The organism is Pseudomonas fluorescens (assembly GCF_001307275.1).
Lineage (GTDB): Bacteria > Pseudomonadota > Gammaproteobacteria > Pseudomonadales > Pseudomonadaceae > Aquipseudomonas > Aquipseudomonas fluorescens_AA.
This window is the reverse complement of sequence record NZ_CP012831.1, coordinates 6,532,876-6,549,106: the sequence shown is the minus strand read 5'-3', so window position 1 is coordinate 6,549,106 and position 16,231 is coordinate 6,532,876. Positions and strand designations below refer to the sequence as shown.

Genomic DNA, 16,231 nt, shown 5'->3' with positions numbered 1-16,231 from the left:
TTAAGCATCCTTGGAGACGATAGCGAGCAGTTCGCTTTCAGACAGCGAAGCCATTTCTTGTTGCAGGTCGAGCAATTCATCCGACTCGTACTGCGCCAGTTGCAGGGTGTTGATCAGGTCGGCCAGGGCCAGCAGCGAGGGGTGTTCGAACACGCCCCTGAGCGGCACTTCGACGCCGAAGATTTCCCGCGCCCGGAGCGTGACTTGCACCGCCAGCAGCGAGTGACCGCCGAGTTCGAAGAAGTCGTCGTGCCGGCCGATCCGTTCCAGGCCCAGCAAGTCGGCCCAGAGCTGTGCCAGCAGCGTCTCGGTTTCACCGTTGGGCGCTTCGTACTGGCGACGGGCAAAGTCTTCATTGCCGGGCGCGGGCAGGGCACGCCGGTCCAGCTTGCCATTGGGGCTCAACGGCAGCCGCTCGACCACCACGAACGCCGCCGGGACCATGTAGTCCGGCAACTGCGAAGTCAGGTAAGGCCGTAGCGTGCTGCTGGCATTACGGCCAGCCAGGTGCGGCTCGACGCTCAGGTAAGCCACCAGGCGCGTCGCCCCCGGGGTGTCTTCGCGAGCGATAACCGCGGCCTCGCGCACCCCCGGCAGGGTCAGCATCAGCGCCTCGATTTCACCGGGCTCGATACGGAAACCGCGGATCTTGACCTGCTGGTCGTTACGCCCGAGGAATTCGAGCACCCCATCGGCGCGCAGGCGCACCAGGTCGCCGGTGCGGTACATCCGTGGCTCGTCGCCCGGGGCGAACGGGTCGCTGAGGAAGTGTTCGGCGTTCAGTGCCGCCCGGTCCAGGTAGCCGCGGGCAACCCCCGCGCCGCCCACGTAGAGTTCGCCCGGCACGCCGAGCGGTACCGGCTGGCGCTGTTCATCGAGCACGTACAGGCGGCTGTTGGGAATCGCCCGCCCGATGGGCACCGCGCCCAGGTCCGCGGCGGTGCAGCGATGCACCGTGGTCCAGACGGTGGCTTCGGTGGGGCCGTACTCGTTGTACAGAGTGATCGCCGGCTCCAGGGCGGTACATGCCTGCACCAACTGCGCGGGACAGGCTTCGCCGGCGACGATCATCTCTTGCAGGCTGCCGTGCCCGTTGCCGCTGGCAAGGCTTGCCAGCACCAGGCGGCCCAGGGACGGCACACACAGCAGCGAAGTGACGGCCTGTTCGCCAATGAAGCGGGCGATGGCCTCGGGGTCGCGGGCGGTTTCGGCATCCGGGATACACAAGGTGCCGCCACTGACCAGCGTGCCGAAGATCCCGGCCACGGAACTGTCGAAGGCAATCGACGACAAGAGCAGGAAGCGCTTGCCGGTCGCCGGTCCATACACCGTGCCCCGGGCCAGTGTCGAGGTCACCAGGTTGCGGTGCTCGATCATCACGCCCTTGGGCTTGCCGGTGGAGCCGGAGGTGTAGATCACATAGGCCAGGTGCTCTGGCGTCAGGCCGACGCTATCGGGTTGAGGATCGCGGCTGTTCGACGGTGTCGCCAGCGCCCGTTCGATGGCCAGGTAGCGAGTGCCTTCCTGCAATGTGCCCACGGCCGCGCGACCGACCGGGTCGGCCAGCAACAGGCGCGGCCTGGCGTCCTCGATAATCGAGGCCAGGCGCTCGGCGGGGTAGGTCGGGTCCAGCGGCACGTAGGCGCCCCCGGCCTTCAGGATTCCTAGCAGGCCACTGATCATCGCCACGCCGCGTTCGACGCAGATGGCCACCAGGTCCCCCGGCAGGACGCCAGCCGCGATCAACTGCTGGGCGAGGCCGTTGGCCTGGGCGTTGAGCTCGGCATAACTGAGGGATTGGCGGCCGTCGAGGGATGCACAGGCGTTTGGCGTGCGGCGAACCTGTTCTTCGAACAGCTGTTGAATGCACAGGCCAGTCGGGTAATCCACCTCGGTCTGGTTAAGGGTGTCCAGCAGCAGGGTGCGCTCCTGGGCAGGCAGCACGTCCAGCTGCGTGAGTGGAACCCGAGGCGTGTACATCAAGGCCTGGGCCAGTTGCTCCAGCGCCCGTTGCATCAGGGCGCAGATGCGCTGCGGGTCCACTGCCTGCACGCTTTGCACGGTCAGGCCCAGGGAGTCGCCGTAGTCGTTGACCGACAGGGTCAACGGGTAATTGGTCCGCTCGGCGCTGTCCAGGATGCGCATGCCGGGCCATTGCAGTTGGCTATCGTCGCGCTGGTGCCGATAGTTGAGCAAGGTGGTGAACAGCGGCAAGGCACTGGGCACGCCACTGCAACGTTGCGCCAGGGCCAGGGAGGCCTGTTCGTGGGTCAGCAGTTCGACCAGGTCTCGATGAGTGGCCAGCACCTGTTCGTGGGCGCCGGCGGTCAGTGGCACGCGCACGGGCAGCGTGTTGATGAACACGCCCAAGGCCCGTTCGGCCCCGGCCGAGCCTTGCAGGCGCCCGGCGACCACGGTCCCGAACACCACATCATCGCGGCCGGTGCAGCGGGCCAGTACCTGCGCCCAGGCGACATGGAACAGCGTCGCTGGGGTGATGCCCCGCTCCCGGGCCAGGGCCCGCAGACGCAGGTTGAGCTCGACGCTCAAGGTCACATTGGCTTCCTCGATGTGACGGCCGTCGCCTTGTACCTCCAGCAGATCGAAGGGCGCGGTGGGTGCATCCACATCGGCCAGGCGGCGACTGAAATAGGCTTCGTGGACGTCGGCGGGGACGGCCTGGGCCTGGGCAATGAAGTCACGATAGGGTTGCGGTGCCGCCAAGCCCTCGGCTTGGTCATGGAGGATCGCGTGGATTTCTTCCAGGACGATTTCCAAGGTCACGTGGTCGCTGGCCATGTGGTGGTTGAGCAGCGCCAGCATCCAGCGCTCGGAATGCGGGTCCTGGGCGATGCAGGCACGCATCAGCGGCGCCTGGCGCAGATCCAGTCGCAGTTGCCGCGGATCGCTCAGGGCTTCGAGCTGGCTGAGCGGGTCCTTGTGGCTGTCGAGGGAAACACTGTGCACCGGCAAGCGCGCCTGGCGCTGTACGACCTGCACCGGTTGAGGCAAACCGTCCCAATGCACACAGGTGCGCAGGATGTCGTGGCGATCGATCACCTGCTGCAAGGCGGCGATGAAGGCATCGAGGCGCTGGCGGTTGTCGAACTGCAGCATCGAGCGCACCAGGTAGGCGTCGCCTTCGTGCCCCAGCAGGTGATGGAACAGGATGCCCTGTTGCAGCGGTGCCAGGGGGTAGATGTCCTGGATGTTCGCGGCACCGCCAGGTACGGCGCCGACGAGACGTTCGAGTTGGTCCGCGGTCAGCTCCACCAGCGGCAACATGTCCGGGGTCAGGGCGGTGCACGCGGGCGGAATGCGGTTGGCCGGTGCCTGGAACGCCGGTTGTGGGGCGTTCGTCAGGGCTTGGGCGAGTTCGGCCAGGGACGTGCTGCTGAAGATCGCCCGGACATCCGCGTGCAAGCCTTGTTCGCGTAGGCGTTCGATCAGGCTGACCGCCAGCAGCGAATGGCCGCCCAGCTCGAAGAAGCCGTCATGACGCCCGATGCGCTCGACACCCAGCAGGGCTTGCCAGATCCCGGCAATGATCAGTTCGACGCGACCCGCGGGCGCCTCGAAGGCCCGGCTGGCGTAGGCGTCCTGGTCCGGTTCGGGCAGGGCGCGGCGGTCGAGCTTGCCATTGGGCGTGAGCGGCAAGGTGTCGAGCACGACGAAGGCGCTGGGCACCATGTGCTCGGGCAGGCGCTTGAGCAGTTCGGTGCGCAATTGCCCGGCGGCGGCCGGTTCGCCACACAGGTAGGCAACCAGACGCTGGCCGGACGAATGCTCGCGAGCGATGACGGCGGCTTCGCGTACACCCGCCAGTGCGGCGAGGGCGGCTTCGATTTCCCCCAGTTCGACCCGCAGACCACGGATCTTCACCTGATCGTCATTGCGCCCCAGGTACTGCAAGGTGCCGTCAGGCAGCCAGCGGCCGAGGTCGCCGGTCTTGTACAGGCGTGCGTCGGCCTTGCCGTAGAACGGGTCGGCGATGAAGCGTTCGGCGCTGAGTTGCGGCAGGTTGAGGTAACCGCGGGCCACACCGACACCGCCGATATGGATCTCGCCGGGCACGCCCACTGGCAGCAGTTGCCCGTGGGCGTCCAGCACGTGCAATTGCATGTTTCGGACTGGCCGGCCAATGGGGATCGACTGGTGCCGGTAGGTCTCAAGGTCGCTGTCGGCGGTGTACCAGGCGACCACGTCGCTGCACTCGGTCGGTCCGTAGCTGTTGATCACCGTCGGCCGTGGCTGGGCGAGTTTTTCCAGCATGGCGACCTGGATCGGCTCGCCCCCCAGGACTACCCGTTTCAGGCAGGCCAGGGCTTGCCCGTGGTCGGCGTCCACCAGTGCGTGGAAGGCGCTGGGCGACATATTGAGGTGGGTAATCCCGGCCTCGGCGACCTGGGCGACGATGGCGCCGGGATTGAAGGGTTCGGCGGCCAGGTGCAGGGTGGCCCCGACCATCAGCGGTGCGAGGATGTTCTTCTGGGTCAGGTCGAAGTTGTAGGAGGACGCCAGCAGCACCGCGTCGCCGGCGTGGAACGCCAGGTCTTCGAGGTACCAGTCCAGCAGGTTGCGCAAGCCGCGATGCTCGACCATCACCCCTTTGGGCAAGCCGGTGGAGCCGGAGGTGTAGATCACGTAGGCCAGGTGACTGAACCCCAGTCCCTTCACCTGAGGGTTGTGGGTCGGGGCCTGGGCCAGGGGCGCGCTGCCCAGTTCCAGCGTCGCCAGGCCTTGTGGCACCGGTAACTCGTCCAGGCCGGGTTGGTGGACCAGGGCCCGCGGCTTGCTGTCGGCCAGCATGTGGGCCAGCCGTTGCGCCGGGTACTGCGGGTCGAGCGGCACATAGGCCGCGCCGGCTTTCAGGATACCCAGCAGGCCGATCAGCATGTGCGGGCTACGGCGCGCGCACAGGCCGACGGTGTCGTCGGGCTGCACACCCAGTGCGATCAAACCGTGGGCGACGCGGTTGGCCTGGGCGTTGAGTTCGGCATAGCTCAGGGTCTCCCCGGCGCAGACCAGCGCCACGGCGTCCGGGGTGAGGCTCGCCTGGGCCTCGAACACGACGTGAGGGAAGCGGCTCGGGCTTTCGTCCAGGGCAGCACCGGCCGGGTTGAAGGTTTCCAACAGTTGCTGGCGCTGCGCGTCACCCAGCAACGGCAGGGTCGCCAGCGGCTGCGTCGCATCGTCGAGCAGGGCGTCGAGCAGATGCAGCAGGTGCTGGCCCCAACGGGCGATGGTGCTTTCGTCGAACAGGTCGGTGGCGTATTCGAACTGGCCGCTGATGCAGTCGCCGTCATCGTTGAGGGACAGGCTCACGTCGAACTGGGTGGTGCCGGTGGGCTGGGGCAGTGGGGCCAGGCTCAGGCCCGGCAGTTCCAAGGCCTGGTCGCGCGGGGTGTTACCCAGCACCAGCATGGCCTGGAACAGCGGGCTGTGGCCGAGGCTGCGCTCCGGTTGCAAGGCTTCGACGACCTGTTCGAATGGCAGGTCCTGGTGACTGTAGGCGTCGAGGGTGGTGGCCTTGATCTGTTCCAGCAACTGGTCGACGCGGCTGTGGGCCTGGACGTCGATGCGCAGGGCCAGGGTGTTGACGAAGAAGCCGATCAACGCCTCGGTTTCCCGGCGTGGGCGGTTGGCGACCGGTGTGCCGACCACCACCTGCGGCTGGTTGCTCAGGCGCGAGAGCAGGATCGACCAGGCGCCGAGCAGGGTCATGAACGGGGTCAGGCCCTGTTGCTGGCTGAAGCGGCGCAAACGGCTGCTCAGTGGTGCGGGCAGTTGCAGGGCCAGGGCGGCGCCTTGGTAGCTTTGCACCTGGGGGCGCGGGTGGTCGCTGGGCAGTTCCAGCAGCGCCGGGGCGCCGTCCAGGTGGGCTTTCCAGAAATCGACCTGGGCGTGCAGGCGTTCGCCTTGCAGGTGCTGCTGTTGCCAGTTGGCGTAGTCGGCGTATTGCAGGGCCAGGGGTGGCAGCGGATCGTCAAGGCCCTGGCTGAACGCGGCGTAGAGCGCGTTGAACTCGCCGATCAACACCGCCACCGACCAACCGTCGGAGACGATGTGGTGCTGGGTCACCAGCAGGATGTGTTCGTCCTCGGCCAGGCGCAGCAGGCGACCGCGAATCAGCGGTCCCTGGCTCAGGTCGAAGGCGTCCCGGGCTTCGGCCTGGGTGAGTTGGGTGACGGCGGTTTGCCGGGCTTCGGCGTCCAGGCCTTGCAGGTCGTGTTCCTGCAAGGCAAAGCCGCTGTCGGTGGCGGCGAAGCGCTGGCGGACCTCGCCGTCACGGCGTTCGAAGGTGGTGCGCAGGCTTTCGTGACGGGCGACGATGCGGTCCAGGGCGCGTTGCAAGGCGTTGCGATCCAGGCTGCCGCGCAGGTGCAGGGCGGCGGGCATGTGATAGGCCACGCTGGCGGCGTGGTCCAGTTGATCGAGGAACCACAGGCGTTGCTGGGCCAGGGACAGCGGCAACGCTTGCTCGCGGGACACCACGTCGATGGGCTGGACGCGGGAGTGACCGGCCTGTTCTACCCGCAGGGCCAGTTCGCTCAGCGAGGTCTGGGCGAAGAGGGTGCGCAGGTCGATCTCGACGCCGAGGTCCTGGTGCAGGCGGGCCTGCAACTGCACGGTCAGCAGGGAGTGGCCGCCGAGTTCGAGGAAGCCGTCGTGACGGCCGACCTGATCCAGTTGCAGCAGGTCTTTCCAGATCTCGGCGAGGGCGATTTCAGTGTTGCCCTGGGGCGCCTCGTAGGTTTTGCTGGCCAGGGCTTCCAGGCCGGGGGCCGGCAGGGCGCGGCGGTCGAGTTTGCCGTTGGCGGTCAGGGGCAAGGCATCGAGGTGCACGAAAGCACTGGGTACCATGTATTCGGGCAGGTGCTTGAGCAGGGTGCTGCGCAGTTGTTCGGCGTTGGCCGGTTCGCCGCACAGGTACGCCACCAAGCGATTGTCTTCCCGGGCAATCACGACGGCATCGGTGACACCGGCACAGCCGAGCAAGACGTTTTCGATTTCCCCCAACTCGATGCGGAAACCACGGATTTTCACCTGGAAGTCATTGCGCCCCAGGTATTCCAGCGTGCCGTCGGCCAGCCAGCGGCCGAGGTCGCCGGTCTTGTACAGGCGCGCGTCCGGTTCGCTGCTGAACGGATCGGTGATAAAACGCTCGGCGCTCAGCTCCGGCCGGTTCAGGTAACCCCGGGCCACGCCGGCGCCGCCGATGTGCAGCTCACCGGCCACCCCCAACGGCGTCGGTTGGCCGTGGGTGTCAAGCACGTGCACCTGGACGTTGGCAATCGGCCGACCAATGCTCGGGCGTTCGCCCAGGTCACGGATCAGGTCGATGGTGGCGTCCACCGTGCATTCGGTCGGGCCGTACATGTTGTAGAAGCGGATGCTCGGGCAGTTGCGCAGTTTCTCCCAGGTCGCGGCGTTGATGGCCTCGCCACCGAGCAGCACGCTCACCGGCTGGTAGCTGCTACGTTCCAGCAAGCCGGCGGCGAGCAGGGTGTCGAGCTGCGACGGCGTGGAATCGAAGGCGTGCACCTGGTGCTGTTCGAGGAAGTCCAGCAGTTCATGGCCGCTGGCGCGGATCAGTTGCGGGATGATCACCAGCCGATGGCCGGAGAACAGCTGGGAGATGCCCTTGATCGACATGTCGAAGAAGAACCCGGCATTCAGGGCCACGGTGGCTGGGCTTGGGCAATGCTGGTGGGTGGTGCGGGTCAGCACTTGCCAGAAGTTGAACACCGAACGGTGCTCGACCATCACGCCCTTGGACTGGCCGGTGGAGCCGGAGGTGTAGATCACATAGGCCAGATGTTCGGCCGTAAGGCCCGATACCAGCGGGTTCATATCGAGCGTCGCATCGTCCGCCGCTCGCAGCGATTCGCTGGTATCGAGCAAGAACACCGGTAGATCCTCGGATGGCAAGGTGAGCGCCGCTTGGGTCAACAGTGCCCGAGGCTGACTGTCCTGCAGCATGAACGCCATGCGCTCGGCCGGATGGGCCGGATCGATGGGCACGTAGGCCGCGCCAGCTTTGAGCACGCCCAACAGGCCGACGATCATGTCCAGGCTGCGTTCGGCACAGATTGCTACGCGCTGATCGGGTTCGACGCCCAGTTCGAGCAACTGCCGAGCCAGGTGGTTGGCGCGACGGTTGAGCTGGCGGTAGGTCAGTTGTTGGTTTTCGCAGACCAGGGCCACGGCGTCGGGGTTGGCCTGGACCTGGGCTTCGAACAGGTGATGGATCGGTTGCGCCGTGCCGAAATCCGTGGCGGTGTGGTTGAAGTCCGCCAGCAGCAATTGCCGCTCGGTGTCGGGGAGCACGTCCAGATCGCTGGCGAGGCGTTCGGGGGCTTGTTCAAGGGCTTCGACCAGCGCGGCCACGGCCTGGGCGAGGTAGGCGGCGATGCGTTGCGGGTCGATGCCGGTGATGGATTGGGCGGTCACGGAGAAGTCGTCCCCTTCATCCGCCACGGCCACTTCGATCGGGTAGTTGGTGCGCGCTTCGTTGCTCAGGAACCGCACGCCGTCCCAGGCCAGGACCTGGTCTTCGTTGGCCAGCGAGCCGCCGTCGGTCTGGTGGCGGTAGTTGAGCAGCGTGGTGAACAGCGGCAGGCCCGCGCCAACACCGCTGCAACGTTGGGCCAGGGCCAGGGAGGCCTGTTCGTGGGCGAGCAGTTCGCTGAGGTCGCGATAGGTTTCGTCCACCAGCGCACTGGCGCTGAACCCGGCCAGTTGCACCCGGACCGGCAAGGTGTTGATGAACACCCCAAGGGCTCGATCGGCGCCCAGTGAACCTTGCAGGCGTCCGGCGACCACGCTGCCGAACACCACGTCGTCGCGGCCGGTGCAGCGCGCGAGCACCTGGGCCCAGGCAATATGAAACAGCACGGCCGGCGTCACCCCGGCCAGGCGCGATTGAGCGCGGATCCGCAGGTTCAGGGCCCGGTCGAGGCGCACGCTGGTCTCCACCACCTGGGCACCGTCGCCCTGGACATCCAGCACACCGAACGGAGCGGTGGGCTCCTCGATGCTGGCCAGGCGTCGGGTGAAATAGGCTTCATGGGCCTGGGGCGGCGTGGCGAGTACCTGGGCGACAAACTCCCGATAAGGCATGGGCGTCGGCAGATTGGCGCCCTGGCCCTGCATCAACAGCTGGATTTCTTCGAGGACGATGCCCAGGGACACGTGGTCGCTGATCATGTGGTGGTCCAGCAGGGCCAGCCACCAGCGTTCGGACTGCGGGTCCTGGGCGATGCAGGCGCGCATCAAGGGGGCCTGTTGCAAATCCAGGCGCAGGTGGCGCGGATCGCTCAAGCGCTCCAGTTGGACGCGTGGATCCTCATCGGCCGCCAGGGTGATGGGATGGATCGGCAGCCCGGCCTGGCGCTGCACCACTTGGACCGCTTGCGGCTGTCCTACCCAATGCACGGCACTGCGCAGGATGTCGTGGCGGTCGATCACCTGTTGCAGGGCGGCGATGAAGGCATCGAGGCGCTGGCGATCGTCGAACTCGATCATCGAGCGCACCAGATAGGCGTCGCCTTCGTGCCCCAGCAGATGATGGAACAGGATGCCCTGTTGCAAGGGGGCCAGGGGGTAGATGTCCTGGATGTTCGCGGCACCGCCAGGTACAGCGCTGACGATTCGTTCCAACTGCGCCGGAGTCAGTTCCACCAGGGGCAACATGTCTGGTGTCAGTGCCGTGCAATCGGCCGGGATACGATTGGCCGGGGCCAGGAACAAGGCTTCATCGCTGCGACTCAGGGCCTGGGCCATTTCCCGCAGGCTGGGTGCGGTGAACACGGTGCGCACCGTGGCGCTCAGGCCATGCTGGCGCAGGCGATCGATCAGGCTCACGGCCAGCAGCGAATGCCCGCCGAGTTCGAAGAAGCGGTCATGGCGGCCGACTTTCTCGATGCCCAGCAGGTCTTGCCAGACCGTCGCGACGATCTGTTCGATCTCGCCCCGTGGGGCCTCGTAGGCTCGGCTGGCGAACGCTTCCTGGCCCGGTGCGGGCAGGGCGCGGCGGTCGAGCTTGCCGTTGGGCGTCAGTGGCAGGGCCTCGAGTTGAACGAAGGCGCTGGGCACCATGTATTCGGGCAGGGCCGCCAGCAAGACGCTGCGCAAGTGCTCCACCGGCACCGGTTCACCGCACAGGTAAGCGATCAGCCGCTTGCTGTCCGATTGGCCGGGTTGGCTTTCCTGGGCCACTACCACTGCTTCACGTACACCGGCACAGCCCGCGAGGACGGCTTCGATCTCGCCCAGTTCTACGCGGAAACCGCGGATCTTCACTTGATCGTCGTTGCGTCCCAGGTACTGCAGGGTGCCGTCTGCCAACCAGCGGCCGAGGTCGCCGGTCTTGTACAGGCGCGCATCCGGGTCGGTGCTGAACGGGTCGCCGATGAAGCGCTCGGCCGTCAACGCCTGGCGGTTGAGGTAACCGCGCGCGACACCGACGCCGCCAATGTGGATCTCGCCGGCGACCCCGAGCGGGACGAGGTTGCCGTTGGCATCGAGGACATGCAGTTGGGCGTTGCGCACCGGTTTGCCGATGGAGCGGAAATCGTCGTGGTCGCTTTCCATCAGACGGATCGAGGCATTCACGGTGGCCTCGGTCGGGCCGTAGGCGTTGAACAGCGCCGGGCGATGGCCGGCGCGGGCGAACCATTGGCTCACGGCCTGTTTGCCCACCGCTTCGCCACCGATCATGAACTGGCGCAACGAAGTCGGCAGCGGCACATGTTGGTCGCGGCTGACCTGTTGCCAGAACACCGTTGGCAGGTTCGCGACGGTGATCCCATGGTGTTCGCACAGCGAGGCGAAGGCAGCGGTGCCGGCAATCCAGGCATCGCTGCGCAGTACCAGGGTAGCGCCGGAGAGCAATGCACCAAAAATCTCCTCCACCGACATGTCGAACGTCATGGTGGCGAATTGCAGGATGCGATCACGAGGGTTGAGGCCATAGCGCTCTTGCAGGGCACCGATCTGGTTGCAGACCGAGCGGTGTTCGAGCATCACCCCTTTCGGTTTGCCTGTGGAGCCGGAGGTGTACATGACGTAGGCCAGGTGCCGGGAGGTCAAGCCTTCGACCCGTGGGTTGTGGTCATCGCCTTCGCTCGTGTCGTCCAGCAACAGCTGCGTAATCTGCAATGGTGGCAGTTGTTCAGCCAGCAGACCCTGGCTGAGCAGGACCCGAGGCGAGCTGTCGCTGAGCATGTGCTGCAAGCGATCCTGCGGATAATTCGGGTCCAGCGGCACATAGGCACCGCCGGCCTTGAGGATGGCCAGGATGCCGATGATCATCTCGGGGCTGCGTTCCACCAGCAGCGCCACACGCTCATCCGGGCGCAGGCCGGCGGCGATCAAGCGGTGGGCGATACGGTTGGCCCGGGCATTGAGTTCGGCGTAGCTGAGTCGGGTGCCCTCGGCCTGGACCGCGATGGCCTGTGGTTGGGCCTGGGCATGCTGTTCGAACCACTCATGCACCAGCCTGCCCTCGGGGAAGGGGGCATGGGTCTGGTTGAAACCGCCGAGCAGTTGCCGGCGCTGGGCATTGTCCAGCAACGGCAGGGTCGCCAGCGGCTGCGTCGCATCGTCGAGCAGGGCGTCGAGCAGGTGCAGCAGGTGCTGACCCCAACGGGCGATGGTGCTTGCGTCGAACAGGTCGGTGGCGTATTCGAACTGGCCGCTGATGCAGTCGCCGTCATCGTTGAGGGACAGGCTCACGTCGAACTGGGTGGTGCCGGTGGGCTGGGGCAGTGGGGCCAAGCTCAGGCCCGGCAATTCCAGGGCCTGGTCGCGCGGGGTGTTACCCAGCACCAGCATGGCCTGGAACAGCGGGCTGTGGCCGAGGCTGCGCTCCGGTTGCAAGGCTTCGACGACCTGTTCGAATGGCAGGTCCTGGTGGCTGTAGGCGTCGAGGGTGGTGGCCTTGATCTGTTCCAGCAACTGGTCGACGCGGCTGTGGGCCTGGACGTCGATGCGCAGGGCCAAGGTGTTGACGAAGAAGCCGATCAACGCCTCGGTTTCCCGGCGTGGGCGATTGGCGACCGGTGTGCCGACCACCACCTGCGGCTGGTTGCTCAGGCGCGAAAGCAGAATCGACCAGGCGCCGAGCAGGGTCATGAACGGGGTCAGGCCCTGTTGCTGGCTGAAGCGGCGCAAGCGGCTGCTCAGCGGCGCGGGCAGTTGCAAGGCCAGGGCGGCGCCTTGGTAGCTTTGCACCTGGGGACGCGGGTGGTCGCTGGGCAGTTCCAGCAGCGCCGGGGCGCCGTCCAGGTGCGCTTTCCAGAAGTCGATCTGGGCGTGCAGGCGTTCACCTTGCAGGTGCTGCTGTTGCCAGTTGGCGTAGTCGGCGTATTGCAGGGCCAGGGGTGGCAGCGGATCGTCAAGGCCCTGGCTGAACGCGGCGTAGAGCGCGTTGAACTCGCCGATCAACACCGCCACCGACCAACCGTCGGAGACGATGTGGTGCTGGGTCACCAGCAGGATGTGTTCGTCCTCGGCCAGGCGCAGCAGGCGGCCGCGAATCAGCGGTCCCTGGCTCAGGTCGAAGGCGTCCCGGGCTTCGGCCTGGGTGAGTTGGGTGACGGCGGTTTGCCGGGCTTCGGCGTCCAGGCCTTGCAGGTCGTGTTCCTGCAAGGCAAAGCCGCTGTCGGTGGCGGCGAAGCGCTGGCGGACCTCGCCGTCACGGCGTTCGAAGGTGGTGCGCAGGCTTTCGTGACGGGCGACGATGCGGTCCAGGGCGCGTTGCAAGGCGTTGCGATCCAGGCTGCCGCGCAGGTGCAGGGCGGCGGGCATGTGATAGGCCACGCTGGCGGCGTGGTCCAGTTGATCGAGGAACCACAGGCGTTGCTGGGCTAGGGACAGCGGCAACGCCTGCTCGCGGGACACCACGTCGATGGGCTGGACGTGGGAGTGACCGGCCTGTTCTACCCGCAGGGCCAGTTCGCTCAGCGAGGTCTGGGCGAAGAGGGTGCGCAGGTCGATCTCGACGCCGAGGTCCTGGTGCAGGCGGGCCTGCAACTGCACGGTCAGCAGGGAATGGCCACCGAGTTCGAGGAAGCCGTCGTGACGGCCGACCTGATCCAGTTGCAGCAGGTCTTTCCAGATCTCGGCGAGGGCGATTTCGGTGGTGCCCTGGGGCGCCTCGTAGGTTTTGCTCGCCAGGGCTTCCAGGCCGGGGGCCGGCAGGGCGCGGCGGTCGAGTTTGCCGTTGGCGGTCAGGGACAAGGCATCGAGGTGCACGAAGGCGCTGGGTACCATGTATTCGGGCAGGTGCTTGAGCAGGGTGCTGCGCAGTTGTTCGGCCGGGATCGGCTCGCCGCAGACATAGGCGACCAGGCGCTTGCTTTCCGACTGCCCGGGGTGGTCTTCCCGGGCAATGACCACCACTTCACGAACACCCGGGCACAACGCCAGGGCCGCTTCGACTTCACCGATTTCGATGCGCAAACCTCGGATCTTCACTTGGAAGTCGTTGCGGCCCAAGTACTCCAGGGCGCCGTTGGCGAGCCAGCGGCCGAGGTCGCCGGTCTTGTACAGGCGTGCGTTCGGCTCGGTGCTGAACGGGTCGGCGATAAAGCGCTCGGCGCTCAATTGCGGTTGGTTCAGGTAACCCCGGGCCACGCCGATACCACCAATGTGGATTTCCCCGGCGACACCCAACGGTTGTGGTGCGCCACGGCCATCGAGCACGTACATCTGGATATTGGCGATCGGCCGGCCGATGGGCACGCTTTCGCCAGGATCACTGGCGCGGCACTGCCAGGCCGTCACGTCGATGGCCGCTTCGGTCGGGCCATAGAGGTTATGCAGCTCGATCTCTGGCAACTGCCGTTCGAAACGCCGTTGCAGGCTGCGGGGCAGGGCTTCGCCGCTGCACAACACGCGTCGCAGGTCAGGGAAGGCCTGCCTGTCATGGTGTTCGAGGAACAAGTCGAGCATCGACGGCACGAAGTGCAACATCGTGACGCTGGCCTGGCGCATCAGCCGGGCCAGGTAGTCCGGTTCCTGATGGCCGCCCGGGCGCGCCATGACCAGTTCGGCCCCGGCCAGCAGTGGCAGGAAGAATTCCCAGACCGACACGTCGAAACCGAACGGGGTCTTTTGCAGCACGCGGTCGGTGGCATCGACGCCGTATTCATCCCTGGCCCACAGCAGACGGTTGACCACGCCGAGGTGTTCATTCATCACCCCTTTTGGGGTGCCGGTGGAGCCGGAGGTGTAGAGCACATAGGCCAGGTGAGTGGGGCGCAGGCCAAGGACTTGCGGGTCCGGGTTGTGTTCGGGTTGAGCGGCCAGTTGTGCATGATCATCGAGGGCCAGCAGCGGCGCACTCGAGGCTGGTAGCAGGCCTTGCAACGCCTGGCTGGTCAGTACGGCCCGCGGGCTGCTGTCGTCGAGCATGAATGCCTGGCGTGCATTCGGCAGGTCCGGGTCGATGGGCACGTAGGCCGCCCCGGCCTTGAGAATCCCCAGCAGGGCGACGACCATTTCCGGTCCCCGCCTCAGGCTCACGGCCACTCGGTCATCGGGTTTCACGCCCAGCTCGATCAGGCGATGGGCCAACCGATTGGCCTGGCGGTTGAGTTGTTCATAACTGAGCAACGGCCCGGTATCGCCGCGCACGGCACAGGCGTGCGGACGCTGCCGGGCTTGCTGTTCGAACAATTGGTGGACCAACACATCCTGCGGATAGTCGTGGGCCGTGGCGTTGAATTCGACTTGCACGCGTTGCCGCTCGGCGTGGCTCATGAGCGGGTACTGCCCCACGGGCGTTGCATGCTGCTCCAGCACGGCCTCGAGCATCGAGACGATGCGTTGTTGCAGGTGCCGGGCCTCTTCCAGGCTGAAGTAGGCGGTGTTGAAGTTGAAATCCAGGTGGACGTCTTCGAACGGATGATAGTCGCGCACGAAAATCGCCATGGGTGTCTGCTCGTAGCCGTTGTCCATGGTGATGACCGTGGACGAGGTGCCGCCGAACTGATCGTCGCCGTCCAGGCTTTCGAACGACAGTGACACGTCGAACAGCTGGCGACGCCCGGTCTGTGCCAGGCGCAGGGTGCGGTTGAGCTCGGCGATGGGGAAGCGCTGATGGCGGTAGCAGCGGCGCAGTTGCCCGCCGGCAGTGTGCATCAGGTCCAGCAGCGAGGCGTCGAAGTCGACGGGCAGGCGGATCGGACTGACCGAGGAAAACATGCCCGCGGTTTCTTTCGCCCGGGCAGTGGTGCGGTTATGCACCGGCATGCCGACGACGATTTCATCGACGCCCACGGTGCGGCAGAAATAGGTGGCGACCACGCTGATCAGCACATGGGCGACCGACAGGCTGTGTTCGCTGGAAAATTGCGTCAACGCGTTGTACAGCGCCCGGGGCAGCATCGCCTGGACCTGGGCGCTGGGGACCAGCTCATTGGCCTGGCCTGTCTTGAAATCGGCCCGGCGCTGCAGCAGCGACGGCGGCATCTGTGCGTAGGTTTCCTGCCAGAACTGGCGGTCGCGCTCATAGCGGGACGAGGCCAGGTAAGCCCGGTCATCTTCCAGGAACGACAGGTAGGAATGCCCTTGGGCGACTTCGTCGTTGCCGGCCAGCAGCGCATTGTAGGCCGTCCCCACGGCATGGCCGATCAGGGCCACGCCAATGCCGTCGGTGACCAGGTGGTGGTAGCGGGCGAGCCAGTAATGGCGGTTCGGGCCGCAGCGGACCATGCGTGCCTCCCAGAGCCGGCCCGTCAATGATTCAAAGGGCTGGCGAAAGGCATTGCGCAGATAGTCCATGGCCAGGCCGGCCTCGGCGTCGGCCTCGGAGAACTCCACTACCTCCATGTTCACCTTGACCTCGGGCAGCACGCGCTGGCGGCCGGTGCCGCCTTCATGACTGAAGCTCAGGCGCAGGGTGTCGTGCCGGTTGGCGACCAGCTCGATGGCTTTCTCGAACAATGCAATGTCGATCTGGCCCTTGATCTCCAGGGACATGCCGATGTTGTAGTAGGGCAGGTCCGGGTGTGCGAGCTGATCCAGCCAGATGCCCTGCTGGACGGACGCCAACTCGTGGGACGCGGAGTCTTGGGTAGGCAACATATCGGTCGACGAATCCATTTCGGAGCACCTGCTTGCAGAATCGATTGAGGTTTTTCTCCGTTCGAATGGCAGTGGTGAAGGCCTGGACGACTGCCAGTCGGCGGAATCAATAGCCGTGGAGAAGGACATCGGGGGC

At 66.1% G+C, this 16,231-nt stretch carries 1 protein-coding gene; it reads right to left on the bottom strand.

Going from position 1 to position 16,231, the window contains the following annotated elements; translation table 11 throughout:
* Entirely contained in the window at positions 1–16,113 is a 16,113-nt protein-coding gene (locus AO356_RS28290) for a non-ribosomal peptide synthetase (RefSeq protein ID WP_060742638.1), read from the bottom strand.
* Positions 16,114–16,231: the final 118 nt, after the last annotated feature.